The sequence below is a fragment of the Bacteroidia bacterium genome (assembly GCA_041391665.1).
In the GTDB taxonomy this organism is placed as follows: domain Bacteria; phylum Bacteroidota; class Bacteroidia; order J057; family J057; genus JAGQVA01.
Map to the genome: position 1 here is coordinate 2,348,244 of JAWKNO010000001.1, position 26,966 is coordinate 2,375,209.

A 26,966-nucleotide genomic window follows, 5' to 3' on the forward strand; every position below is an offset into this window, starting at 1 on the left:
GAGGGGAGTGGTTCTGCCGCTCCCCGAAAATGAAGGCTACTTCTTTACCACAATCTTCCCCTGTGCCAGCACTTCCTTTGCCTCCGTGCGCAATTCGTAGAGATAGATACCATCCGGCATCTCCCGCGTATCCCACAGCCACTGGCCTTCTTGGGTGGAGACTGTTTGTCGGGCGACTTCCCGGCCCTGTATATCCCGTACCCGGATTTCGGCGTTGCGGCTGCCCGGCGGCAGTTCCCACTCCATCCGCACATCGCCTGCGGCGGGGTTGGGATAGACCCGCACCTGCGGCGGAGTGGCTGCCTCCACCCCCACTGTATGGCTCAGCCCCAGGATGCGGATCAGCGGCCTGACCACCTGCCCGTCGTATTTCAGAAAATGACCCATCACATAATATTTGTCGTTTTGAGCCGGAATGATGTTGCGCACCGAAGCCGGGTAGTTCACCCAGTTTTTTGAACTGTCAATGCCCTCGCCGTTGAAATATCGCAAGTCAATAAACCCGTTGGCATCGGTCTTGACGATCCGGTTGCGGGGGTATCCCTGATACGAAGTGAAAAATCCACCGATCAGGAATCCCCCGTCCGTGGTCGGGCAGACTGTCGTTACCGAACTCTGCCCATGGATTGAGTTAAAATTATTGAAGGTACTATCCAGCGACCCATCGGGATTTAGCCGGATCAGGCCCAGGGTGTCCGGGTGATTGTGAATCATAAACCGCTCGCCCACAATAATCTTCCCATCGGGTTGAATGTATTTGGGTTGGGGTCCCCCTGAGAAAAAAATTCCCGAATAGAAAGTGGTATCGAGATTTCCCTCAGTGTCTATCCGGCAGATTTTGTTGACTGGCACGGAGTCGTAATGCGTCATCCATCCCCCATATAATAATAGCCGGGTAGCATCATAACGCATCGTTTTTTCTACATCAAAATTGGTATTGTGATGAAAGCTCGAATCCACATATCCATCGGGGCGAATCCGCATAAAATACAGCCGCCGCTGGAAGTTGTTGGCGCTCGGGTATTTGCCGCCCGTTCCTCCCACCAACATACTCCCATCCGGAAAGAGATACGGGATATGGGTACTAATGGAAAAGTTGGTGTCTAAAGGCATTGAAGCACCATCAACGAAATACCCTGATGACGTACCCCTCAAAATTCCGATATTATCCACAGCAAAGTGATACAATCCATTAGCTTTTTGGACATAGTTGATACCATCAATTACCCAGAAAGAAGGATTCCAGTTATTATCAATCCTCCCATTACTATGAAGCTTAATAATATTTTGTTTGATCGAAGCGGAACTCCGTTGGAACCGTCCTACTGCTACAATTGAACTATCATTTTCTTCAAGTAAGTGACTTACATTTCCTAGAAATTGAGGAGAATTCAATTGTAGGAACTCATACTCAGATTGGAAGGTTGTATCCAATGCAAAGGGCTGTGCACCCAGCTCGCACATGCAAATCCTCAATGCTAGTAAGACAAGTACTCTGTACATAAAGTTCTGTATTGCGGAAAGACAGCTTGTTGACTGCCTTTCCCTATAATAATTATTTTACTTCTCAATCACAATTTTCCCCTGGTTTAAGGTTTCACCGTTGCCTGTTTTGAGTTCATAAAAATACATACCCTCACCGATCAAACGCGTGTCCCATAACCAATGCCCCTCTTTTGTAGCAACCATTTGATTGGCTAACTCCCGGCCAAAACTGTCTATAATCCGTAACTGAGCAGGATTGTCTAAATGGACCAAATCCCATCGAAAGGTAGCATACTCACCGGCGGGATTGGGAAATACATTGAGCTTGTAATACGCTGTACGAATCAAGTCCTGGGGATTCTGTGTTGGATCGGCTCTTTTAGCACTACCTCCTTGCTCTTCGGATGCCGGAGGATAATCCACACACCGGCCATAGCCAAAACATAAAATATTCCACGCCATTATGGCTGATCTCCCCTCCGAAGATTCCGCGAAGGCTTGTAGTTGATCTACTTCCTCACTTGTTAATTCCATAATATCCCGCTCAGTGTCGAAAATCGCTTTCCGAAAGTTGACAAACAACACCATATCATCGTGAGATGCCTGCAAGCCCGATTCCGCCAGCGGATATTTGTTGGCGATATGCGAAAGTCGACTCAAAGCGGAATCATAGAGATTATCCGCCATAAAAGATTCTGCTAAGGCATATTCATCCGCCATTGTCCCACGCCTGCGGAGCCAATACCGAACGGAATCCTGCTGATCTACCGTATCTGCCTTTAAATCAATAAGCAACATATTAGAGGTGAAAGCCATCTCACTGCTAAACCGTGCCAATCCGCTTTCTAAGATGGCGCGAGCCGTGGCGGTGTTCCAACTTGCCACAATCATATCTATCATATAGGGAGGCATCGGATTCGAGACTCCGGTTTCCAGAAAATCAATAAACCCCTCGCTGCGAGTGGCCTCCGGATTAGCAAGACATATTTCCAGAAGCATGGCATGAGGAAGTGCGTCCTGTTCAGCGGTTTCCCGCAACACCTCTTCGCTCAAATACGGTGAAAGGGAAATCAATTCCTCTCGCAAGGCCCATGCGTTCTGAGACCAATCAAGCTGAAGCTCGGTCAATAGTGCGGTAGTGCTGCCGCCGTCAATTTCCTGATTGTAGTTATAAAGAATATTGGCAAAAGCTAATTCCGCTACAGAATACTGATTCATCAGTTCGCCTTTTTTTACGCCATTAATGGGCGTGATTATACCGTTTGATAGGTTAGAAGGGCAGGTATTTGCGGTGTCAGCCAGCCCCGTGCTGACTTTAACCGGAGTAATATGGATAGGCTCGGTTGTTCCGCCATCATGGTAATAGCCAATAACCCACTGCGATTGGTTCCTGAAATTTCTTTCAGGATTATTGACAGGGGCGGTTTGGGTAAAGGTGTTTCCTGCTGATAAAGATAGATCACCCTGATAATTTCTAATCCCATGATCACTGGGATTAGAGCCAGTATTGTTGGCTATTCTTACATCAATATCATACTCCCCCATATTATGATGGTTATTGCAGAGGAATTGTAATCCGTTAAAAGCATTACTGAGGTTTCGATTTAACCCTTCCGATGTTAACCCTCTCTCTACTCCACTGAAACTGTTCTTATACACTTGATTATTCGCAGTACCCCCTTCTATAATTCGCACTCCCCAAACGTCATGGAAAAGTGAAGGATTTGACGATTCATAAAACTCGTTTTCTTCAATACGGTAATCCGAGCTTACATCTAAATACATCCCTTCAAAAGGCCTGAGGGTATCATAGCCCGAAACCAGATTTTCACCTAATTCAAATTTTGAGCGAGTAATAGAAACCTGATTCAAACTGGTAACTGCTACGCCAATGACATTGTCCTTAAACAAGCTTTCCGAAACATTGATGGTATGATTTGTACCACTTCCGGATGACTGGATACCTCGGTTAAATCCCTCAAAGACGGTTCTTGAAAGGTTGGATTCTGAGCAGGAGGTGCCAGGAAGACCCACCGAAGTACAAATCCCCTTGACGATGTAGGTGGCATCCATCGAGTGAATTCCATTATTTTTACCCGAACTATAAGTTTTCGCACTTTGCTCGTTCTGGAAAGTACAGGCCGTAAACTGCACATTTTTTACCTGCCACAGGGTGATATGGCTGGCAAAGTCGTCATTGCCCCGATAGTCGTCGTCCACGGTGAAGGTACAGCGGGTAAACTGGCTCTGGTTGTTGAGTTTGAATTTCAAAAACTCTACCGAACGCCGGTTGTTGCGAAAAGTGGCATCGCTGGCAAGTACCAGCCCACCACTGGGTTGCACACCCCCGGGAAAGGACTGCCCCATCGAGATCGCAGTTCGGGCATGTTCGAGAATCGCGCCGTTTTTGAGTTCGACCTTTCCCTGATAGGTCGGTTGTGCCAGCGGAAACTGGTCGTTGGTCGGGTTGCCCCACACTTCGATGCCTTTCCAGAATTCGCCGCAGCGATTGGTCAGCGTGCCACCATCGACAATGAGTCGGGCGTTGGGTTTGACGATGATTTTCTTGCCGATGCCCATATTGAGCAGACCTTTTACCGTGAGTGTTACCCCCGGTTCGATCACAATATCATACCCGGCATGCGTAACGGTTTCTGTATCCAGGGTGGTATTTTGGGTAAACGTGCGGGTTCCCGTTTCCCACAGCGGAGACTCCCAGATTCCCCGGCCATAGGTTCCGGCGTGAATGACTCCCCGGCAGTAGTCAATTTCCAGATCGGTAACGATACAAACTGGCAGCCCGTTATTAAAACACTGCCACGACCCCGTGGGATAGGTTGAAAGATCGTACCGATATACTCCCACATCTGTCGCCGCATACAGCGTTCCTGCCGTTCCCCCACTGCCCTCCTGAAAAACCAGGTCATTGACCGGGAGGTCGTGCTCTATGACAGGTAACGAAGCCCAATTTAGTCCTCCATCTTGGGAGGAGATCACCCGCCCTTGAAATCCGGATAAACCCATCCATACACGTTGATCGTTTTGGGGGTCAATAAGAATCGCATTCGCAAAAGTAGAAGATAAAAAAGGACAATTTAGAGTACTCCAGGTCTGGCCCCCGTTGATGGATTTCCAGAACACACCGGAGTTCTGGAAATCGGTTGCAAGATAAATTATGTTGGGATTGCTTTGCGAAACTTCAAACGTCGAAACATTTCTAAAACCAAGATTTGGGGGAGGAAATAAATAGAGTAGTGAACTAACACCACTGGAAGAAATTTTGTAAAACTTATTTTTTCTTGCCACATAAAGCTCTAGATGATTTATCGGATTTTGACGAAAGGGGTAGGGTTCATATTCATTATAGGGTTCTATCGAAACAAAGGAAGAAAACCCCACCCCCCAGTTTGTCGACTTAAATATCGCTTCATTACTCCGGGCGAAGATAATACCTGGAGAACCCATATCTCCGGTATTTTTCCAATCGACAATCGTCTGCCCACCATCGCCACCTATTTTATGAAGCCAAACATTGTTCCTGATAATTACCCCATTATCCTGTGTTCCTCCACCCATAAAATTGGGATTCTGGGGTGCATTTGCAATATCAAAAAACTGCGTTACAATCAGCGATTTAGTTAAATCCGTTCCGATAGCATTTAAGTTGAGCCAGGTTCCTAAATTCCCCCCCGAAGTGCTTCGATTAATGCCGCCATCGGTTCCCAGTATCAGCACATCATCATTTCCATTGGGGGTTAGACTAGAAGAATAGACATATAGGGCACGAATGTCAGCATGAGTGGAATACGCACCTGCAGGTGGCGTGTAAGCGGTTACTTTGGTGCTAGATTGGCCTCCATTGATGGATTTCCAGAGGTAGTTACCCCCCAAAAACATCACATCGGCATTCTCCTGATTTATTTCAAAAACGGGACGATTTTCGCGAACACCCCTATCATCTGCACCCGAAGGCAAATAGTTGGAGGAAAGCAAATTCCAGGTTGTTCCATAATCCGAAGAAGTTAATATAGGATGAGGCGCAGTTGTGCCTGCTTTGTAATTTAAGAATGTGGTATAGATCACTCCCGGGTTATCATTCGTAGTTGCCAGTATATACGCATCGGGTTGATAGTCATTCGATGAAGGAGTTACTTCAGTCCAACTCGCACCGTCATCCAGACTTACCCAAATTTGCGCATCTTTAGTTCCATCATTACTGGAAGCGGAGGAAATAAAAAGTAAATCGGGATTCCCGGGGGTTTGAGAAGGGATAGATTCCATATCAATTAAATAATTATCCCAATTCGGAAATAGATTGAAAAAATCTACATGAGTCCAGGTGGCTCCTCCATCGCTGGATTTATGGAATTTTTCTTCACTAATAGCATAAATTTTGGCAGAATTGCTCGTATTTAATAAGAGTTTATAAGTAACCGGTTGCCAAACCGGAGACCAGGAAAGGCCTGTGGCACTCCAACTATCCCCTCCGTTGGTAGATTTATATACACCAATTCCATATCGAGGGTATAAAAAAGAACCCGTTTTTCCGGTAGCTATGTAAAGGGTTGCCGTATCTCCGGGATCTCCGACAATAGAGCTTATCCCTAAACCGGGCATTCGGAGAATATCCGTCACACACCGCCAGGTTTGCCCACCATTCGCCGTCTTCCATAATCCCCCAGTATTAGATCCTGCATAAATAACTAAGGGAGTTGTACCTTGACCCGGCGGAGCATAAACGGCGGTTATGATTCCGGAATGCGAGTAGTTAACAATCGTTGGCCCCAATTGTGTCCAGTTTCCGTTTTCCTCGCAGACCCCGCCTCCAGTGGATTCAATGGAGAGAAGGTATTCATTCAGGGTATTGCGATTGCCGGAGGAGTCCACCCGGGGGTTCCAGAACCAGGCCCAGCGGGCATACATTTTGGCAAAATGCGGATCAATGGAATCATGGGTAGTCGCAAACCAGGTTTCCGCCAGGTCGGAGATTTTCCATTAAGAACTGTCGGGTGCTCTCATCAGCGCCTGAATCCATGAGGCCGTGTCGGAATTCAGCGGCGCAAGGGGCTGGGCAAAACTCATCGCCCCCGGCAACAAAAGGCAAAAGAAAATTACGTGTTTTTGCATGTATATTGGGTTTTTGTGATGGCTGAGTGTGGTGAAGAACGTGTTTTTGTAAGATAGGGGAAAATTTGACCTGATGCAAAGGAAATTCCTTCCCCCATTGAAAATCACAATCTTTATGCGGATGTTTAAGAAACATTTTTCCTATGCCTCCTCAATTTAAATTGCTATTCATCGCTTGTATTTTGGTTACTGCCTGCCAGCCGGAAAATGATGCTTACAAGTCCTGGCAGGTCTATAAAGGCGATAAAGAAAGTACCAGCTATTCCTCCATCGATCAGATCAACCGCTCCAATGTAGCCCAACTCGAAGTCGCCTGGACTTACCTCCACGACGATGTACCCGAAGGTATGCGTTTTGGCAAATATGAGTGTAACCCCATCGTCGTTGACGATGTGCTCTACGCTACGTCTTCCCGTAGCTGGGTCTATGCGCTCGACGCATGCTCCGGACAGAAAATCTGGTCGTTTGACCCCTTTGCCGGTGAGCGCGGCGGCGGCATGAAACGAGGGGTTACTTACTGGTCAGATGGAGAAGACAAACGCATTCTTTTTACTGCCGATCATTTCCTATTCGCAGTAGAAGCTCAAACCGGAAAACCTATTCCCTCTTTTGGCACGAATGGAAAAGTCAATCTCAACGAAAACCTCGGCGTCAATCCCGACTCCGTGTGGGTGATTCCCACTTCTCCGGGCATTATTTTCCGCGACCTGATCATTGTTGGTTCGGAGGTCTCCGAGTCCTACGACGCGGCCCCCGGCCATATTCGCGCCTACAACGTGCGCACCGGTGAAATGGCCTGGATTTTTCACACCATCCCCCAGCCGGGCGAACCCGGCTACGAAACCTGGCCCCCCGATGCCTGGAAATACACCGGCGGCGCCAACAACTGGGGCGGTATGAGCCTCGATGAAAAACGCGGAACCGTATTCGCCCCACTCGGGTCGCCTACCTACGATTTTTACGGAGCCAACCGCAAAGGTCAAAACCTCTACGGCAACAGCCTCGTGGCGCTCGACGCCGCTACGGGCAAACTCCGTTGGTATTTCCAGACCACCCACCACGACCTGTGGGATTACGACCTTCCGGCTCCGCCTACGCTACTTACCGTGAGGCACGAAGGCCGCAAGGTGGATGCAGTAGCCCTGCCCACCAAAACGGGCTTTCTCTTTGCCTTTGACCGCGAGACGGGCAAACCGCTGTTTCCGGTCGAAGAGCGAGCTGTGCCTCCTACGAATGTGGAGGGAGAAGAAATCTGGCCTACTCAGCCTTTTCCGCTGAAACCTGCGCCGTATGTGCGTCAGCAGATGACGGAAGCAGATATTTACGATTTCTCGGAGGAGGCAAAAGCCGCTTCTTTGCGGCGGTTTCGCGAACTGAGGGTTGAAGGCATTTACACCCCTTCCGGTCCGCAGGGTACGTTGATGGTGCCCGGAAGCCGCGGTGGTTCTGAATGGGGTGGATTTGCGGCTGACCCCGTTTCGGGAATCATTTATCTCAACGCCAATGAATCGCCCGAGATCATGACCCTGAAACCGGAGAATGACGATGAGGGATCAGGCAGCCCGTATGCGCGGGGAGAACGATTTTACCTCAACGCCTGTGCAATTTGCCATGGCACAGATCGCAAAGGCCAGATGCCATCCTATCCTTCACTGACTGATCTGGAAAAAAAGCTGAAACCAGAAGCTGCGGCAGCAAAAATCAGGTCAGGTGTGGGGAGAATGCCCGCATTTTCCCACCTCAGCAAAAATCAGGAGGCGGCAATCATTGCTTATTTGTACGACCAGAAAGGCGCGGAAAAAGTAGTGATAGAGAATAAAAATCCGGAGAAAAAAAATGGCTTCCGCAATATTACAGCATACAGCTATTTTCACGATCCGGAGGGATTTCCGGCGATTTCGCCTCCCTGGGGAACGCTGAACGCCCTTGACCTGAACACGGGAGAATATTTGTGGAAAATTCCGCTGGGCAATTATCCTGAAAGGCAAAAACCCGGTGCACCGGAGACCGGAACTGAAAACTATGGCGGCCCGATTGTAACTGCCGGAGGGCTGATTTTTATCGGAGCAACACAGGATAAGAAGTTTCGCGCTTTTGACAAAAATACCGGCGAAAAACTATGGGAAACCACCCTTCCCGGCGGAGGTTTTGCGAGTCCTTCCACCTATGTATGTGATGGGAAACAGTATGTTGTAATCTCCGTAAGTGGAACAGAAGAAAGTCCCGGCGGAGCGATCATGGCATTTGCGCTGGGAAATTTGTAATTTTACCCCATGAAACATAGGCATATATTTCTCTGGATACTGTGGATGATGGGAACGGTTTTTCTTTCGGCACAGGTAACCATTAAAGGAAACCTTACCAATTGCGACCGTGATACCCTGTATTTTTTTGAAATGGATGGTATTTCTCTGAGAGCGGTTGCAGCTATTCCGCTGGCAAAACAGGAAAATATTTATGCCTTTCAGTTTGCGCTTTCGGAGCCTCCCAAAGGATTTTACCTGTTTGGCGGAGGCGCGCAGCAGAATACCCGCTGGATGATACTGGGCGATGAGCCGGAAATCTGGATGCGGGGAGAATGTCCAAATCTCAGCCAGTCTCTGTTGGGAAATTCGCCCGACAACGCGACTTACGAATACGCCTTTCGCGCTTCGGGGCAACTCTCACAGGACTTCAACCGCTTGATTGGGCGTTACCGGCAGGCAATGCAGGCGAAGATGGAACTGACCAATATTGAGGAAGATATGGCCAGTCTGGACAAAAAAAGAAAATCCCTGCTGGATTCTATTACGGGGGTTGATCCATTTGTAGGAAAGTCCATTGCCCTGCGAACGTATCAGAGTTATCAAAACAATAAAGAAGGTTATCTCGACGAAGCTGATTATTTTGGTCGGGCATTTTTTCAGTTTTGCGACCTTTCAGATCCCGACTACAATCGTATTCCCGGCCTTCACGATGCGTTTCAGGCGTATGCTTCCACATTAGGCGCGATAGGTCTTTCGCATGACAAGCAGGTTGCTTATGCAGACAGCCATCTTGCTGCGATGGAAAATGGTTCTCGTGCGCGTAAAACAGCGATCATTGGACTCGTCGCAGGATTTCGGGGAAAAAATGAAGATGCGTTGATTTATTATACCGACCGGTACATCAATGAATTTCCCGGCGACAATCCCCGTCTTGCCGAACAGCTCAAAAAAGAAACAGATGCTGCCCGCAGCAAAATGATCGGAGCCCTTGCACCGGATATTGCACTGCCTACGCCGGAAGGCGATACGTTGCGTATCAGCGATTTTAGGGGAAAAGTGTTGCTTGTGGACTTCTGGGCAAGCTGGTGTGGCCCTTGTCGCAAAGAAAATCCGAATGTGGTCAGGATGTATAAACAGTATAAAAACAAAGGATTCGAAATTCTGGGTATTAGTCTTGACAGAGCAAAAGACCCCTGGGTACAGGCCATTGCAAAGGACGGCCTGACATGGCATCATATCAGCGATCTGAAATTCTGGCAAAGTATTGCTGCAAAAACCTATGGTGTCGGATCAATTCCCTATACCGTATTGCTGGACGCAGATGGGCGCATCGTCGCCAAAAACCTGCGCGGTGCGCAGCTGGAGGCAAAAGTTGCCGAACTTTTGGGCGAATAAAAAACCGTCGGCTAAAAGCCGACGGTGTATGCTCTCTTTGATTTTCTTTTTGTCAGGCGCAAATAGACCCGACTTCTTCAGGTAAACGAACACTGTAGATGATTTTCCTTACCGTGTCGAACTGAAGATACGGATACTCCTGAAGAATAGTCTCAATGGCTTCAGCAGACCGCTGTCCATCGTTTCTCAATTCCAGGTAACGCCGTTTGATCTGAAAGTCCCGAATGACTTTTTGGTTTAACAGATTCAGTTCGACGAGCGTCGAGTATAACTCGTCGGAAACAATTTGATAAATGGGATTAGTCATAGCTCCTCCTTTAATGTATGTACAATTAAAAGTAGGGGTGCTTCATATCGTCCGTGTTAGGTTTCAAAAATTGAACCCGACGGACATAACAATGGCATTGGTTATTTTATTATTTACAACCGTAGGCGCAAAAAAGTCCGTCGACTCAAATGAATAAGGATTAATCTTATTCTGTTGTTGCTGATTAACTAAAGTAACGTCCAGATAAAAATTCGGTTGCCTGATTCCTGCACCTGCTGTGAACATTAACCGGTCTCCCAGAATTTTTTTGACCGTTGTCAGATCCTGGTAATCGAGATATTGCGCAGCTTCGTCTGTAAGGGGCGAGCCAAACATAGCTGCTCCTACACGGAATCTGAATATATCCATCCTGAATTCTCCGCCTCCACGTATATTGAGAGAGGGTTTATAGAGGTTCGCTATGCGGAAATTTTCAGAACTAAAGCTGTAAAAATCAGGATCATTAATACTGCCCCCGCTGCTGAGGCTGGAAGAAGAAACATCTGTATATTCGACATCAAGACTGAGCAGACCATTTTTCTGAAGCATATACATCACCCCTGCGGTAACTTTAAAGGGTGTTTTCAGATTGTACGTGTATGTTCCGGGCGAAGAAGGGGTTGCTGTATATTCTTCTGTGCCGCCATTATCCAGATCAATGGAATGGACGAGCGTAGAATTAAACTGATCGGTAAGGCTGAAAAAGGTTGGCGTTTGCCCCGAAATCCCTATCCGGAGATAATCACTGGGGCGAATGATAATTCCAAATTTTCCGTTAATCCCCGTACCATTTGTGCTGAAAGTTTCGGTAAACCGCATCTGGTTTGTGGGTAGTTCCAATGGAAATCCATTATCCGGATCCGGATCATAAAACTGGTAGAGATTATTGATATCCGCTTCGTTGAAGTTGAAGGTTTGTTCATACTTGAGTGACTGGATACCGATGGTGCCTCCGATATAAATAAAGTCGTTGAAATTACCCGCCAGGGAGACAAACCATTCATTCCTTCTGCCAGATTCCAGCATCTGGAGGGTTTGTTGCATTTTGCCGGGATTGGAAAAATAGGTTTGTCCACCCCGGTTGAGTACAGTATCGATCAGCAGGAGGTCGAAGGCCAGTTGTTGGTTGGATTCGGCGGGAAGCCCCGTAGGGTAAATGCCCTGAGAGCGTTCGGCCCACATTTGGGTGATAGAGCTTAACTCGTTGTATGCAGTGGCATTGACCTCATTTTTGTAGTTTTCCAGTTGATTGCTTCCCAGTGCGAATGTATAGGAAATCAGTCCCTTATCCACTTCTTTTCGCACACGGCCATTGTCGTAGTAGTTTTTATTGTTGAATGCTACCCCCCAGTTGTTGAGGGAAAACTGGTTTACGCTTTTGTTACCGGTGTAATCCAAAAAGTCAGTCTGGTTGTTGACCATACGAAATACAGGAGAAATGGTAAAATTGGAGCTTCTAAAAAGTCCCAGGCCGGCGGGGTTAATGGTGGCAGAGGTGAGATCGGCCCCTACTGCCGAATAAGCGCCTCCCATACCGATGGCCCGGGCACTGCCCACGAGGCCATACTGGCTATGTCGGAGCGCATCCAGCTCAGTTTGTGCCATTACCTGAAGGCTGCACATCAGCAGCAGAATCCAGCCTGCATGTTGAAATATTTTTTTCATAATGGTTGATATAGTTCTCATTCAAATGTAAAAAAAAGGGCGGGTATTTACCCGCCCGAATGAAAATCTGTGTATGATTTCTTATCTGATTAATTTCTTCTGCGAACACCTGTGCTTCCGCCGGAGGATCCACCAGAAGAGCTTCCACCAAAGTTGCTGTTATTGCTTCCGGAGCTTCTGATTGTGCTTCCGCTGTTGCTGGGCGCACTGAAAGAAGGGCGGGAATTGCTTGGTGTGGAGAAAGAACCGCTGTTGGTGCGTGAAGGGGTGGAGAAATTTCTGTTTGGTGTGCTGTATGTATTGCGGTTGGTATTGTTGGTAGTACCGGTATTCGGGTTGCGATTGATGGTACTGTTGCGATTGATCGTATTGGTATTGGTGCGACCGGTATTTATTTCAGTCTCTCTGGAGGGACGGGTATAAACACGGGGAGTATTGGTATTGGTGGTAGTACCTACTCTCGCATTATTGGTATTGGACTCCGGACGGGTGTACACTCTTGGAGAGGAGGTAGTACCAGTACGACCGGTAGTAGGCGAAGCAGAACCTGTACGGTTGATTGCGGCACCTTCTGTTTTGTATCTTGGGGTCAGGTAGGGGTCATTACCGGAAGAGGCAGTACGAGTATTAGCGACACCTCTTGGACCCGTATTTCCCGTATTGTTGGTACCGGCAGGTGCGATGCGACCCGTCTGATCACCTGTACGGGGAGTATAATTGGTCTGGGAAGTGGAGGACTGGCTGGAGTTCCGAACCCGCGTATCGTAGGTCTGGGTATTACTGCTGTAGCGTCTCCAGTTGGAAGCAGGTACAAAACCAGTAGGAGGACAGTAGTAAGGTGAATAAAATCCAGAGGAATAACCAAAGGAGTTGTAACCATAACCCCCAAAAGGTGAATAGCCGAAGCCGGGGTTATAACCATAATAGGAATTTACCCACGGATTGTAATAGCTGTTGGCACCGTAGAAATTATTGAAGGGAGAGTATGGGTTAAAGTAGGAATAGGAATTGAATCCGGGCGAACCGAAACCAAAAGAAGCACCGAAGCGGGGCTGATTCCAGTTGTACCACCCATTGTTGTTCCAGGTGTTCCAAGAAGGAGAGCCCATCACATAATACAGGTCATTGGTGTAATAAGGATCATAATAACGCCAGGCATTGCTGGACTGATTAAAACGACGTACTCTGCGTGAGTAGTAAAAATCATCATCCTGATAGTAGGCATCGTTATAGCTGTCCACCGGACGGCGATAGCGGTCAGGATTGTAAACGTAGTTGTCCTGGTCAGGATTGGTATAGACATTCGATTGTTCGTTGCTATAATTGTCTTCCTGAACATCCATCACCACTTCAGATTTATCTGCACTGGTAAAATAGACATCATCGTATTCAGATGAGGAGGTATATTTGGTGCCGGCACAGGATGAAACGGCGGCCGCAACAAACGTCAGTAGTAATACTTTTATTGATTTCATACTTTCAGATTTTTACACGTAACCTAATCTCTGTAAATATACGTAGTTTTGATTGAAAAAACTATGTATAGTCACGATCTATACTATTATGACGCGAAAATCCCGCTTTCTCCATACATTTTCGGGTTGAACTTAATATTCGTGTAGAATTGAGGGATAATCGTGCAACCATTTTTCCATAAATCGTTTGTATAGATTAAACGAAAAAACTTCCGAAGGGATTTAGTTTTGTTTTCCACCCCTCTGCATTTATTTTTGCAATCCATTAATGCTAACTTCAGTTATGGCTAAAGGTAACAAACTGACCACGCGGGCGGAAAATTATCCCGAATGGTACAATGAACTCGTCAAAAAGGCCGATCTGGCCGAAAATTCAGAGGTGCGCGGCTGTATGGTTATCAAACCTTATGGCTATGCAATCTGGGAAAGGATGCAGCGCATTCTCGATGACATGTTTAAGGAAACCGGGCATGTCAATGCCTACTTCCCGCTGTTTATCCCCAAATCTTTTCTAAGCAAAGAAGCCGCTCACGTGGAGGGTTTTGCCAAAGAATGCGCGGTAGTTACCCACTACCGGCTGAAAAATGATCCCAACGGAAAAGGCATTATCGTAGATCCGGACGCCAAGCTTGAAGAAGAACTGATCGTGCGACCTACTTCTGAAACCATTATCTGGAGTACCTACCGCAACTGGATTCAGTCATACCGGGATCTTCCGCTTCTGATCAACCAGTGGGCAAATGTTGTGCGCTGGGAGCTTCGCACCCGGATGTTTCTCCGTACCGCTGAATTTCTCTGGCAGGAAGGCCATACAGCGCATGCTACCAAAGAAGAGGCGGAAGAGGAGACCCTGAAAATTCTGGGTATATACCGCAAATTTGCCGAAGAAACGCTGGGGATACCTGTAATTCGCGGGGTAAAAACCGAACGTGAGCGCTTTGCCGGTGCCGAAGATACTTATACCATTGAGGGACTGATGCAAGACGGAAAAGCGCTTCAGTGCGGAACCTCCCACTTCCTCGGGCAAAATTTTGCCAAAGCGTTTGATGTGCGGTTTGCCAACAAGGAAAATAAGGAAGATTTTGTCTGGGCAACTTCCTGGGGGGTAAGTACGAGGCTGATCGGTGCGCTGATAATGACTCACTCTGACGACGCTGGCCTTGTACTGCCACCAGTACTTGCGCCTATACAGGTTGTGATTGTGCCTATCTACCGGGAGGAATCGGAAAAAACACGGGTAGTGGAAAAATGCTATCTCATTGCTGCTCAACTCAAAGATAAGGGAATCCGTGTCAAAGTAGATGATGACGATACCAAACGCGCCGGATGGAAGTTTGCGGAATGGGAACTGAAAGGAGTACCTGTGCGTCTTGCACTTGGCCCACGCGATCTTGATGAAGGTAAAATTGAAGTTGCCCGCCGCGATTTTCAGACAAAAGAGACCATTGACTTATCCATAGGTTTCAGCGATTATATTGTGAACCTGCTCGATGAGGTTCAACAGGGAATCTACCAAAAAGCACTCGCATTCCGCGAGGCCAATACCCGTAAAGTAGATACATGGGAGGAGTTTACCGCTGCGCTCGATGAAGATCTGCCGGGTTTCCTCTACGCTCACTGGGATGGTACTTCGGAGACGGAAGAAAAAATTCAAAACGAAACCAAAGCAACCATTCGCTGTATTCCACTTGGCAATGAATTGGAGGCCGGAACCTGCATCTACTCCGGGAAACCTTCAAAACAAAGGGTGATTTTTGCTAAATCTTATTAATAGTTCCGCTGAATTACTGGATCGTGATAGTTTCGAAATTCCAGGGAACAACAATTTCTGTGGTGACGGGAGTGAAACTGATACTGGTTTCATTTCCGTCAACTACGCATTTAACCGATTTGTAGGGCAGGCCGTGGAAGATCACACGAAACTTGTCATAAGTAGGTTGAAATGCTCCGTTGCGAAATTGTGAGAGGGTGAATTTTTTACTTTCTCCTGAAACCCTGAAGTTGTGGAGGAGATATTTTCCCTCCAGATAATCATAACCATCTCCCGCATCTGAGTAGAGGATACTTTTTTCCTCACCGTTTTTATAATAAACGTGGAGGGCCATTTCTCTAATGGGTTTTTCGCCTACATATTGCATGACCGGTGCCATGGGTATGATTCCGCCTGCACGTACATACATAGGAATGTCTTCTAACGTAGCATCGGCCCATATTTCCTGCTCTCCGGGAATCGGTTGATTGGTATTAAAGTCGTACCATATACCTTCCGGAAGATACAGATACCGTCCTTCTGCATCCGGCTCTGAGATTGGACAGACCAGCAGGTGATCACCTGTACAAAATTCCTCCATGCGGTGCAGCGTCTCCGGGTCGTGCTGGTCGAGAAAAGACAACGGCCGGAGTATCGGGGTGCCATGGGTACAGTATTGCCAGAAGGCTGTATAAAGCAGGGGTATCAGTTTATACCGAAGTTCAATGGTTTTTCGCGCAATATCTGTATACTCATCGCCAAATGACCAGGGCTCCTGATCTATTTGTTTCCCGCTCTGAAGATTTTCTGCAATGGCAGTTTCATCAATCGCCGAATCTCCTGTCGCATTTGGGCCAATAGAGTGAACGCGATACAACGGGTGAAAAACGCCGAGCTGTAGCCATCTCACAAACAATTCTCCATCTGGCATATCATTAAACCCTCCGACATCGGAGCCCACATGCGAAAACCCTGAAATACTCAATCGCTGAGACTGAATGCTCGCAAGCTGAAGGTGTTCCCAACTAGCAACATTATCGCCTGTCCATACGGAAGCAAACCGCTGTCCGCCGGCATAGGTAGCGCGGGTAATCAGAAAAGGTCTCCTAGGGTACCCAAAATGTTTGACACCGTCATAAGAAGCGCGGGACATTTGCATCCCATAGACATTATGCGCTTTCCGGTGGCTGGTCATATTGCCATCGTAATCGTGCCGCACGTCTTCAGGAAAGGTTTTGTTGGGAACATCAAAGATCGCCGGCTCGTTCATATCGTTCCATACCCCTCTTACGCCCATACGTCGGATAAGGTCGCGGAAAAGACCTGACCACCAGGTACGTACCACAGGTCTTGTATAATCGGGAAAAAAACATTCTCCCGGCCATACCTTGCCTTTTACATAAGGCCCGTCTGACCTTCTGCAGAAATAGTCGTTTTCCAGTGCCTCTTTAAAAACTTTGTAGTTGGGATCAATTTTAATACCCGGATCAATGATTACCACTGTCTTAAAACCCTCTTTTTCGAGGTCGGAGATCATACCTGAGGGGTCGGGGAAATGCTGGTTATTCCAGGTAAAACAGCGATACCCGTCCATATAGTCGATATCCAGGTAGATGCCATCACAGGGGATACGCCGCTGGCGAAACTCTGCAGCAAGATTTCTGACGACTGATTCTGGATAATAACTCCATTTGCATTGGTGAAAACCTAAAGCCCAAAGCGGTGGAAGTTCGGGACGTCCGGTGAGAAGGGTATATCTTTCGGCTACAGAAATCAGTTCCGGGCCATAAATAAAGTAGTAATTCATTTCTCCTCCGTGTGCCCAGAAACTGGTGGCATCTTCCCGCTCTTTGGCGAAGTCAAAATATGACTGGAAGGAATTGTCGAAAAATACGCCATAAGCGCGACCTTCATTTAGTCCGTAGTAAAAGGGAATAGCGCGGTAGAGGGGATCGGTTGTGGCAGAATATCCAAAACAATCAGTCACCCAGTTTTGCAGCCGTTCTCCCCGAAGGTTTAAATGGCAGGACTTATCACCAAGACCAAAATAACTTTCTTCGGGCTGCGCCTTTTTGGACATTTGAACAATGGGGTTACCCCAGTCTCCATTTTCCCAGTGAAAACCCTTATCGTCATCCAGAATGATTTTGCCTTTCAGGTCAAGCAGACTTGTTTGCAGGCCTTTTTTGGCAATCCGGCAGCTGATTTCTTCCGTTTGAATATGCAAAAACCCAGAGGTTTCCGTCATTTTCCAATTACTATGAACAGCCTGGAAAGAGGGATCTATAGCATAGGAAAAATCTTTTTCAGGGTAACCATCAAGCACATATCTGAATCGAAGAATATGCGGTGCAAGGACCGTAATGTGCAGGGCTACCTGATTGTCGCAATAAATCGTACCTGTATATTCGGATTTTTCCCAGTGATGTATCGTTCCCGGAGAAAATTCCTTTTTATTAGATGCTGTTTCTGTGTTCATTGTTTATGATTTTTTGGGAAATTCGGCAGCAATTTCCATGGCCTGATCCACCCATTCGTTTTCCTGCGCCACACGTGCCTGATCCCAACCCAATTGCCGGCTTAGTTCTTCAATTACTGGCTTTTTAAGCTTACGGACGCTGTCTATGTCAAAGTAAAGCCTTCCGGTTCTTCTGCTAAAAAAATCCATAGTTGATTGAACCATTTCAAAATTCAGGCCAAACCACAGCTCTGCCATGACCAGTCCCATCGGAGTATGATCCGCTCCACTGAGGAAATGATCCAAGATAATTTCTGTTTGCTGGCCATAATTATGCACGAGATATTCCGCTTCCCAATGGTCGAAGCCCAGTGGCTGGAGTTGGCTGTGCACTACTTTTTTGAAGATTTCAACATCTTCAGCATTCTTAAAGCCGCCACCTGAAATGATAATATGTTGCGTTGTGCACTTTTGAAAAGTCTGTTGGTATTTTTTTGAAAGCCGTTTCGCTACTACATCCACCACTCTTTCGGCCATTTTCCGGTATCCGGTAAGTTTTCCTCCTGCAATAGACACAAGTTTGGTGGGGGAAATAAATATTTCGTCTTTTCTGGAAAGCTCAGAGGAGGATTTTCCTTCTTCATGAATCAACGGGCGTAGTCCTGCCCAGCTTGACACCACATCTTCCACGGTAAGGTGTGTTGACGGAAACGTATGCCTGACCCCTTCAATCAGATATTGAACATCTTCCAGATTGGTGCGTGGGTTTTCCTTATTTCCGGTATAATCGGTATCGGTTGTTCCTATATAAGTGATTTTTCCTCTGGGGATGGCAAATACCATACGACCGTCGGGCATATCAAAGTAGATCGACTGATGTACGGGAAATTTTGCATGAGGCACAACGATATGAACGCCTTTGGTCAGGTGAAGGCGTTTTTCATTCATGGACTGATTTTGTGTGCGAAGATCATCTACCCAGGGGCCGGCAGCATTGACTACCTGGTGTGCCTTTATTTGAAACAATTCTCCAGAGATGAGGTCTTTACATTCTGCCCCGGAAACTCTGTCATCTTTGTAAAGAAACCCTGTGGCCTCCACATAATTGATGGGATGGGCATGGTATAATGCCGCTGTTTTGAGGACTTCCAGAGTGAGGCGCGCATCGTCGGTGCGGTATTCGGCATATAGGCCCGCGCCTTCGAGAATGTCTGTGCGGAGGAGAGGCTCGCGTGCCATGGTTTCTTCTTTGGAAAGCATGACTCTTTGTTCTGCACTTTCCACACCGGCCAATACATCGTAAACCATCAGTCCCATAGAGGTGGTAAACTTTCCATAAGTCCCGCCCTCTATCAGGGGCAACAACATTTTTTCGGAAACAACCAGATGGGGTGCCAAATGGTGTACGATGGCTCGTTCTCTTCCGACTTCTCTTACAAGTCCGATTTCCAGTTGTTTGAGGTATCGCAACCCACCGTGGATCAGTTTGGTTGACCGGCTGCTTGTACCTGCGGCAAAATCCTGTTTGTCCACCAATGCGACAGTCATGCCTCTTGATGCGGCGTCCAAGGCGATTCCTGCACCTGTAGCACCACCACCTATGATTAGCAGGTCGTATTCTTTTTGAGCAAGAATTTGAATGAGAGATTTTCTTTCTGAGCTTGCAAAGTAATTCATGGCAGGATATTACGGGATTTTCCGGAGAGAAGCCAAATGTGCTGTAAAATAAAAAAAGAGGCACACCAGCAATCACTGCGTGTACCTCTCCTTTCCTCAAAAATTGCTATATAAATACTAACTACGCTGCGAATATCAGTATTTTCCTGATTCAAGTCAATATGTATCTATGCGAAAATGAGACATATCCTTTCCGTAATCGATAACGTGAACCATTTAGAGCATAAAAAATATTTTATTTTTTTTTCAAGCAGCCCTTATTCAGAGGGGTTTTTTGCCCAGTTGCGAAATTTTTCAATTGCCCCGGCCATATCTTCGGGCAAATCTGTATCAAATTTCATGCGCATTCCGGTTACCGGATGATCTAGTGATAGCGATTTGGCGTGTAGTGCCTGCCGGGGCAAAATTTCAAAACAATTGTGAATAAATTGCTGGTATTTTTTTGTAGGAGGCCCGTTGAGTTGTTTGTCTCCGCCATATTCTTTGTCAGAAAAAAGCGTATGGCCGATATGTTTCATATGGACGCGGATCTGGTGTGTCCTGCCCGTTTCCAGTTTACACCTCACCAACGTTACTACACCAAACCGCTCAATCACTTCGTAATGGGTTACGCCATGTTTTCCTGTTTCTCCATCCGGGTAAGGGTAGTAGATCTTGCGGTTTTTGGGGTGTCTGCCAATATGTGCGACAATGGTTCCTTTGTCCTGCTCTACATTTCCCCATACCAGTGCCTGATATTCCCGGTCAGTAGTGCGGTCAAAAAACTGTTTGGACAAATGCGCCATGGCGTATTCTGTCTTGGCAATCACAATGATGCCTGAAGTGTCGCGGTCAATGCGGTGAACCAGTCCCGGGCGGGGATTTTCTGAAGCTGTGAGAGGTTTGGGAAGGTGATCAAAATACCAGAGCAGGCCATGTACCAGGGTATGTGTTCGGTGGCCAAAACTGGGATGACAAACCATTCCGGGTGGTTTGTGAATGATCAGCAGGCTTTCATCTTCATAGCGGATATCCAGCGGAATTTCCTCAGGCTCCAGTTCCGGCGGGGGAGGGTAGGGCAGAAGGAGTTTGACCTCATCGCCAGGCTTCACTTTGTAGGAAACCTTTACCGGATTTCCATTGACAGAAATCGAACCTGTACCAGAAGCATTTTTAATTCTCGAACGAGAGGTGAAAGGCAGAAGGTTGGAAAGAAATTTATCTATTCGCAGGGGCTTCTGTCCACCGGTAACCTGAAGGGTAAAATGTTCAAACAGGCTATCCTCTTCCAATTCCGGCAACTCAGGATCATCTTTCCGGCTGTAGTGTCTGACTATGTTCTTTTCGCCGTTGCGCTCTGCTTTTTCCATTTGAATGTAGCGTAATAAAAAAGAACGATACCAAAAATCATCAACACGGAGGAGATAATCTCTGCCTGAGTAATCTCTGCTCCGAAGATATTGTAGGTGGAATTAACCCTGATTTTTTCAATAAGAAATCGTTCCAGACCATTAAAAAACAGGTAGATCCCGGAAAGCTGGCCCCAATAAGGCATACGTTTTCTGATCAGCCAAAGCCCTGCAAAAATGACCAGCGCCATCACGATCTCATAAAATGGTGTGGGAAAAACGGGCGTTGCGAGCACATGGCAATAATCGCCGGTACAGCCTTCAATGGGTATGCCATCGTTCAGGACGTTGTGAGGGTAGTTATAAGCCCACATCCAATCGGGAAGGAAACTCATCCAGTCTGGTTTCGGTGCTGTATTGGCAATTCCCCAGTCGCCGTCTCCTGCGGTTTGACAGCCAATACGTCCGATGCCATATCCAAGCATTAATGCCGGGGCGAAAGCATCTGCAAAGGGAAGCAATGGATATCCTTTTTTTACCACAAACCAACCAATTCCTACTGCTGCACAGATCAGTCCGCCATAAAATGTAAGCCCGCTGAATGAAAGCAGTGAACCTATCGGATCCTCTATAAAATCGTGGATATATTCGAGGTTGTGAAAGATTTTTGCGCCCAAAATCCCCGCTACAAAAGCAATCGTAAGCACCGTTCCCAATTCATTGAGAATGCCTTGTTCCTGCTCTACAACCTGCGGTTTGTCATTGCGGCGTTTCCAGAATTCATAAAATTTGTATCCTCCCCCTGCAACAGCAAAGGCCAGTCCCCAGGGAACAGAGCCTTTCATCGATAGGATCGCCGCCTGCGGATTGTGGGCAAATGCTGCATAATCGTCGATCATTAAACCGACTTTAAAACCCAGTATCCCAAACAGGAGAAAGTTGATCAGAATTTCCGTCTCTTTAATCGGGCCACCGAGGGTAACCTTTACTTTGTGCGTTTTAAATTCTCCCAGACCCTGTCTTCGTTTCAGGTCTGCTTGTAGCACGAGATATGCTGCAATAAAACACAACGCGACAAAAAAGCCGAAGGACTGGATGGGCAGAATAATATCCCACCCAAATATGTCATTTAAAATATCACTGATTCTTGGATACATGCAGGCAGATTTCGGTGTTTGGCCCCCAAAGATACAAAGATTTGTATTTGTTGGAGACCTTTACCGGATTAATGTTACGGTTCCTGCTCGTTGTACCCGGGTTCCATCGTTAATAGTAGCATCAATAACCCAGACATATACGCCTTCCTGAACGGCATTTCCATTCTTGTTTCGGCCATTCCAGTACTCAGACATATTGTACAGCGTTACGAGGTGATGCCCCCAGCGATCGTAGATATCCATATTCATTCGCACTACACCGATACCCACAGGGAAGAAATTGTCATTATGTCCGTCTCCATTGGGGGTAAATGCATTGGGAACATAGATGGCTCCGGGCGGTATCAGGTAGAAAGTTTTGGTTGCTGTGTCGGGGCAGCCAAAATTTGTATCGTAAGCAATCAGCATTACTGTGTAGATACCCTCTTTGCGATAGGTATGAGTGGGGTTTTCTTCATCTGATTCCCCGCCATCGCCAAATTCCCAGTGATAGGCTATCGCACCCTGAGAGAGATTGGTAAACCTGACACCCTTTTCATTGAAAATAATGGTATCGCTGATCCCCAGATCATGCTCAAAATCTGCAATCGGAGGGTCTTGTGTACCCACGGCAACTTCCAGTGTCTGCACGCAGTTGTTGGAGTCTGTTACCGTTACGGTGTAGGGACCGCCAAAAGGGATTCCATATAAATTGGTGGCGGTAGGGCCTTCCTGGGGCGGAGTAGTTTGCCAGGTATAGCGATATTCGGGAATACCGCCACTTGCCTGTACGGTTGCAGCGCCATTGTCGAGATTACAGAAAGCATTCTCGATGTCAATAATTTCAATGACAATAGGATCTGGTTGAGAAATCGTAACGGTATCAATCAGCACACAGTTGTTGGTATCAGTGACCGTAATTACGTAGTCTCCGGCAGCGAGATCAAATACAGCCTGATTGTCGCCTCCGTTGGACCATGTGTAGATATAGGGGGGGAGTCCGCCCGTAGCCTCAACAAAAGCAGATCCATCGGTACCCCCAAAGCAGGTTACGTCAGTGTACAGGGTAGTATCAAATGCAAACAGGGGTGGCCCGATTACTTCTGTACTTACGGAAATCTGGCAGTCATTGGCATCACTGACGAGTACCACATAGTTTCCTGCGGGTAGATTGGTAATGGTCTGAGTGGTTGCGCCTGTCGTCCATTCGTAGCGGTAGGGAGGCACTCCGCCAGTGATCATGGCAGTTGCAATCGCATTGCTATCTCCGAGGCAGCGCAATTCGGTTACGTCTATTTCTCCCAGGAGTTTGGGCGGTTCGTTGATTTCTGCGGTAGTTTCTGCCGTACACCCATTTGCATCTCTGAGAATGATTGCATAAGGGCCTGCGGGAAGATTATTTAGTGTGGGGCCTGGCACAAATGTATTGGCAGTATCAACCGAAAAAACATAAGGTTGAGTACCGCCGGTTCCTGCAAGAGTAATCGTACCTGATGGCGTACCAAAACAATCAGCATCACTGGTATTGACAACATTTACGCCCACCAGAGAGGGTTCTATAATCTGAACAGTTACAGAGTCGGGGCAGTCAAATTTGTCCTTGACATACAAAGTGTAAGAACCTGCGCCCAGATTGGGGAAAATGCTGTCATTGACATAATTGACTCCATCGATCGAATAGGTAAAGTCTGGCACACCTCCCAAAGCTTGTACTACGATCATTCCATCATGAAGCCCAAAGCAGGAGATATCCTCTTTTTGTGCGATGACAGCATTCAACGGTAGCGGTTCCAGTATTTCAAAGGGAACATCTGCTTCACAACCCTTTATATCTCTGATCGTAACCGTATAATTTCCTGCTGCCAGGTTGAAGAAAATATTGGGGGATCCAAACGGGCCTCCATCCAGGGACATCTGAAAAGGCGAAGTTCCCCCTTTCGCAATAATAGTGGCTTGCCCGGTGAATTCACCATTACATTCTACATCAATTTTATTGCCTACCAGTCCATAAAGAGAATCTGGTTCGGTAATGAAGAAGGCCAGACTATATTCACATATATCGGCATCTATTATGGAGATGAAGTGAGGGCCGGGTGCCAGGCCTGTAAAATGGGTACTGTTGATATATGGACCATTATCAATAGAAAACTGATAGGGTGGCATACCATCTGTCGCAGAGATCCAGACTTCTCCGTCTGATCCGCCATAACACGAGACTGGCTTGATCGAGTCTACCTGTCCCCATGGATCAGAAATTTCAAGGATTTCTGCTGAAACCGTATCCGTACAACCCAGTGAGTCTGTGACAATGGTGAAATAGGTTCCCGGAAAAAGTCCGGAGACTGTTCCACTGGCCGATGGTGGGCTATAACCGGGTATTTCAAAAATATATGAAGGCGTACCACCTGAGGCAGAAACAAATACAGAGCCCAGGTTATTGCTGCAATTGGTATTTATCTGGCTGTCGAGAACTGCAACAAGTGGGGTATTAGGTTGATTGATGGCAATACCGGGGATATTGGCTGTACACCCATTGTCATCCATTACCGTGAAAGTGTAGGTGCCGGCAGTGAGGAAGGAGAATACAGGCACAGATACAAAATTGACACCGTCTATGGCGTAGGTATAATTGGGTGTACCTCCGGAAGCAGATACGGAGATGGTTCCGGTACTGTCGCCAGCACAAAAGATATCTGTCGTACCTGTTATTGCCGGAATAAGCGGTGCTGGTTCGGATATCACTACTACGCCTGTATCTGTACAGCTGGCTGCATCTTGCACGACCACCGAATATGTTCCCGCTGGCAGGTTTATCGCTGAAGCACTGCTGGAAACGTTGGGTGTCCATACAAAACTGTTTCCACCCGCGCCTCCATAGGTAACGACAGTTGCTGTTCCGTCATTGGCACCGTTGCACTGTACGTCTGAAGAACTCATGGTTACAGTCAGCGGGGGGGTAACGTTGATCGTGACATTTTGTACAGATGTACCGCAGCCATTGCTTACGGTAAGTGTGTAAGTTGTGGTAGCGGTAGGGCTAGCCACCGGGTTTCTTATGGTCGGGTCGCTAAGCCCGGTGACCGGCGTCCACTGAAAATTGGCACTGTCGATATTAAGACCGGTTGGAATCAATGTTACACTGTTGCCTTCGCAAATGGTGGGATTGGAGAAAGGATTGAGCAAAGGTATATCGTCTACGATTACCAGTACACTGTCTATATAATTACAATTTAGCGTAGAAACAGTCACCTGATAGAGCGTATTACTGGTTGGCGATGCGATGGGGTTGGGGATACCCGTATTGCTCAGTGCAATGGGGGGGTCCCAGGAGAAGGTAAACGGTACAGGATTGCCTGAAAGAGAAAAAGAGGCATTCAACTGTGCCGAATCGCCTGCGCAAATATGTACAACCGGATCAGTCGTTAGTTCCAGCACGCCTTCCGAATCAATGGTAAACGGTTCTATAATCGGGCATGTGCCGGGAACATTGCTGGTGTAGGAGACGATATAATTGATCGGGAAAGTTGCGCCTGAAGTATTGACAATCGGGTTGCGGATATTAGGGTTGCTGAGCCCTGTAGCGGGGGTCCATAAATAAGTACCTGTACCGCCAGGATTGGGGGTCGAAGCTATGAGCTGAACCAACGAATCGCTTGCAGGACAGATCAGGGTATGATTTGAGGGCAAAATTTCACCGTCGTTGACGATAATATTATAGCCCACATTAGATTTTCCGATAATCGGGCACCCATTGTCCGCTACCGAAACGGAGAAAAAGTAATTGCCGGTATCAGCCACTGTGGTTGCCCATGAGAAGGAACCATTTACCGGGTTAATACCTGAAAAGCCAAGGGTCGCGTTGGGGGCAGCATTTCCGAGATTATAGAAAATAGAAAGCGTATCACCGGTATCAGGGTCAATGGCTGACATGTCGAACGTAAGGGTATTTCCGGCACACACCGAGAAAGTATTGCCATTCAACTGACCTCCGCTGACATTGATAGGGGTGTTGATTAAAGGTGTCTGATTGGTACAGAATATCACCACCATCTGGATATCGCGCATGGTAGAACCGATGAGTACCCCGTTTCGGTATTCTTTGACCCGAAGCGCGACAATACCTTGCTGAAGTCCATTGGGCTGAAAAGCAAACTGACCGGAGTTTGGATCAAAGTTGAATGACCCCGGAGGGTTGGTCGCCATTGGGTAAGATACACTAAAACCAGGATTGTAGGGAACCGGAACCGGAATTCCTCCAATATAATCCAATGGATCAGTCAGTTCGAAAACCAGCGAATCCCCATCATCGTCCTTTACGCCATTATTAAAGAGAAAAGGCTGTCCCTCACAGAGGAAAGGCACAGGAGCGACCGTAAAGTACGGTGAATTGTTGCAGGTTACATTCAGGTTGTCGAGGGTTGCCTCGATATACATACGAGTAATGGTAGTGACCACAGAATTGGTGATGGCATAATTGCGGCAACAAAGCTGCCAGCTGATATTCCAGTCGGGACATTGTTGGGGCAGGGTAGTGACAATCTGGTACGTATGCTCCTCTACACCAGGTAAAATGCCACCATTACACGTACTGCTGGGCTGTTGTGATGGACAAAGCGGAGACAACTCTATCAGCGATGTCCGGTCAGCTTTTAAGATGTAAGGCGCAATTCCACATGAGTCAGAACGAAATACGATATTCTGTTTATCAGTAAGATTGGATCCAATACAATCTCTGTAAATCGTAAGGGTAATGCGATAGGTATTTCCTCCCAGACATTCATATCTGAGATCAGACCCCATTGCATGGGTTGCATAAGCAGAATAACCTGTGATGACTGAAATGACAAGTGCAAGACAGGAATAAACCAGATATTTCAGGACAGTAACCTTTGCGTGCATAAAGCCATGGTTTTAGTT

Annotated in this window: 14 protein-coding genes; 3 read left to right on the forward strand and 11 right to left on the reverse strand. The window is 47.1% G+C overall.

All coding sequences use genetic code 11. The features are described from left to right. Window positions 1–36 precede the first annotated feature (36 nt). The 3 genes from R3D00_09715 to R3D00_09725 form a co-directional block, all read right to left on the reverse strand. Window positions 37–1,188: a T9SS type A sorting domain-containing protein gene (locus R3D00_09715; GenBank protein MEZ4773445.1), complete on the reverse strand. Its 1,152-nt coding sequence runs from the start codon at window positions 1,186–1,188 to the stop codon at window positions 37–39. Window positions 1,189–1,560: 372 nt separating this feature from the next. Further along, a complete protein-coding gene (locus tag R3D00_09720) occupies window positions 1,561–6,408 on the reverse strand; it encodes a sialidase family protein (protein MEZ4773446.1) in 4,848 nt (1,615 codons plus the stop codon). Between the two features lie 72 nt (window positions 6,409–6,480). Continuing rightward, on the reverse strand, window positions 6,481–6,612 hold the full coding sequence (locus tag R3D00_09725) for a hypothetical protein (GenBank protein MEZ4773447.1): 132 nt from the start codon (window positions 6,610–6,612) through the stop codon (window positions 6,481–6,483). Between the two features lie 143 nt (window positions 6,613–6,755). On the opposite strand from R3D00_09725, the gene R3D00_09730 reads away from it, so the two are divergent. Together R3D00_09730 and R3D00_09735 are read left to right on the forward strand one after the other, a co-directional pair. Then, complete coding sequence (locus R3D00_09730) at window positions 6,756–8,876, forward strand: pyrroloquinoline quinone-dependent dehydrogenase (protein MEZ4773448.1); 2,121 nt, start codon at window positions 6,756–6,758, stop codon at window positions 8,874–8,876. Between the two features lie 9 nt (window positions 8,877–8,885). Then, window positions 8,886–10,253 carry a TlpA disulfide reductase family protein gene (locus tag R3D00_09735; GenBank protein ID MEZ4773449.1) on the forward strand — a complete coding sequence of 456 codons (1,368 nt, stop codon included), beginning with the start codon at window positions 8,886–8,888 and terminating at the stop codon, window positions 10,251–10,253. A gap of 52 nt (window positions 10,254–10,305) precedes the next feature. Here R3D00_09735 and R3D00_09740 read toward each other — a convergent pair whose 3' ends face one another. From R3D00_09740 to R3D00_09750, 3 genes are all read right to left on the reverse strand, one after another. Continuing rightward, on the reverse strand, window positions 10,306–10,560 hold the full coding sequence (locus tag R3D00_09740; GenBank protein MEZ4773450.1) for a hypothetical protein: 255 nt from the start codon (window positions 10,558–10,560) through the stop codon (window positions 10,306–10,308). A gap of 63 nt (window positions 10,561–10,623) precedes the next feature. Continuing rightward, window positions 10,624–12,225 carry a hypothetical protein gene (locus R3D00_09745; protein MEZ4773451.1) on the reverse strand — a complete coding sequence of 534 codons (1,602 nt, stop codon included), beginning with the start codon at window positions 12,223–12,225 and terminating at the stop codon, window positions 10,624–10,626. Window positions 12,226–12,314: 89 nt separating this feature from the next. Beyond that, on the reverse strand, window positions 12,315–13,700 hold the full coding sequence (locus R3D00_09750) for a hypothetical protein (GenBank protein ID MEZ4773452.1): 1,386 nt from the start codon (window positions 13,698–13,700) through the stop codon (window positions 12,315–12,317). A 283-nt stretch (window positions 13,701–13,983) separates the two neighbouring features. Between R3D00_09750 and proS the strand changes: the two genes are divergently transcribed. Continuing rightward, window positions 13,984–15,471, forward strand: a complete 1,488-nt coding sequence (gene proS, locus R3D00_09755; protein MEZ4773453.1) for a proline--tRNA ligase — start codon at window positions 13,984–13,986, stop codon at window positions 15,469–15,471. 13 nt (window positions 15,472–15,484) lie between these two features. Here the strand turns inward: proS and R3D00_09760 are convergent, their stop codons facing one another. The 5 genes from R3D00_09760 to R3D00_09780 all read right to left on the reverse strand — a co-directional run bounded on the left by R3D00_09760 (window position 15,485) and on the right by R3D00_09780 (window position 26,948). Next, a complete protein-coding gene (locus R3D00_09760) occupies window positions 15,485–17,929 on the reverse strand; it encodes a glycoside hydrolase family 31 protein (GenBank protein ID MEZ4773454.1) in 2,445 nt (814 codons plus the stop codon). A gap of 3 nt (window positions 17,930–17,932) precedes the next feature. Then, window positions 17,933–19,585: a glycerol-3-phosphate dehydrogenase/oxidase gene (locus tag R3D00_09765; GenBank protein ID MEZ4773455.1), complete on the reverse strand. Its 1,653-nt coding sequence runs from the start codon at window positions 19,583–19,585 to the stop codon at window positions 17,933–17,935. 257 nt (window positions 19,586–19,842) lie between these two features. After that, window positions 19,843–20,934, reverse strand: coding sequence for an RluA family pseudouridine synthase (locus R3D00_09770; GenBank protein MEZ4773456.1), 1,092 nt, complete (start codon window positions 20,932–20,934; stop codon window positions 19,843–19,845). Continuing rightward, a complete protein-coding gene (locus R3D00_09775) occupies window positions 20,898–22,070 on the reverse strand; it encodes a prolipoprotein diacylglyceryl transferase (protein MEZ4773457.1) in 1,173 nt (390 codons plus the stop codon). The genes R3D00_09770 and R3D00_09775 overlap by 37 nt, the downstream gene beginning before the upstream one ends. A 60-nt stretch (window positions 22,071–22,130) precedes the next feature. Beyond that, complete coding sequence (locus tag R3D00_09780; protein MEZ4773458.1) at window positions 22,131–26,948, reverse strand: gliding motility-associated C-terminal domain-containing protein; 4,818 nt, start codon at window positions 26,946–26,948, stop codon at window positions 22,131–22,133. Between the last annotated feature and the right edge of the window lie 18 nt (window positions 26,949–26,966).

Bases quoted from the DNA above. Each gene is read 5' to 3' on its own strand.
- R3D00_09745 (MEZ4773451.1), bottom strand. From the start codon at position 12,225: ATGAAAAAAATATTTCAACATGCAGGCTGGATTCTGCTGCTGATGTGC.
- R3D00_09765 (MEZ4773455.1), bottom strand. From the start codon at position 19,585: ATGAATTACTTTGCAAGCTCAGAAAGAAAATCTCTCATTCAAATTCTT.
- proS (MEZ4773453.1), top strand. From the start codon at position 13,984: ATGGCTAAAGGTAACAAACTGACCACGCGGGCGGAAAATTATCCCGAA.
- R3D00_09735 (MEZ4773449.1), top strand. From the start codon at position 8,886: ATGAAACATAGGCATATATTTCTCTGGATACTGTGGATGATGGGAACG.
- R3D00_09770 (MEZ4773456.1), bottom strand. From the start codon at position 20,934: ATGGAAAAAGCAGAGCGCAACGGCGAAAAGAACATAGTCAGACACTAC.
- R3D00_09750 (MEZ4773452.1), bottom strand. From the start codon at position 13,700: ATGAAATCAATAAAAGTATTACTACTGACGTTTGTTGCGGCCGCCGTT.
- R3D00_09780 (MEZ4773458.1), bottom strand. From the start codon at position 26,948: ATGCACGCAAAGGTTACTGTCCTGAAATATCTGGTTTATTCCTGTCTT.
- R3D00_09725 (MEZ4773447.1), bottom strand. From the start codon at position 6,612: ATGCAAAAACACGTAATTTTCTTTTGCCTTTTGTTGCCGGGGGCGATG.
- R3D00_09775 (MEZ4773457.1), bottom strand. From the start codon at position 22,070: ATGTATCCAAGAATCAGTGATATTTTAAATGACATATTTGGGTGGGAT.
- R3D00_09740 (MEZ4773450.1), bottom strand. From the start codon at position 10,560: ATGACTAATCCCATTTATCAAATTGTTTCCGACGAGTTATACTCGACG.
- R3D00_09730 (MEZ4773448.1), top strand. From the start codon at position 6,756: ATGCCTCCTCAATTTAAATTGCTATTCATCGCTTGTATTTTGGTTACT.
- R3D00_09760 (MEZ4773454.1), bottom strand. From the start codon at position 17,929: ATGAACACAGAAACAGCATCTAATAAAAAGGAATTTTCTCCGGGAACG.
- R3D00_09720 (MEZ4773446.1), bottom strand. From the start codon at position 6,408: ATGTATGCCCGCTGGGCCTGGTTCTGGAACCCCCGGGTGGACTCCTCC.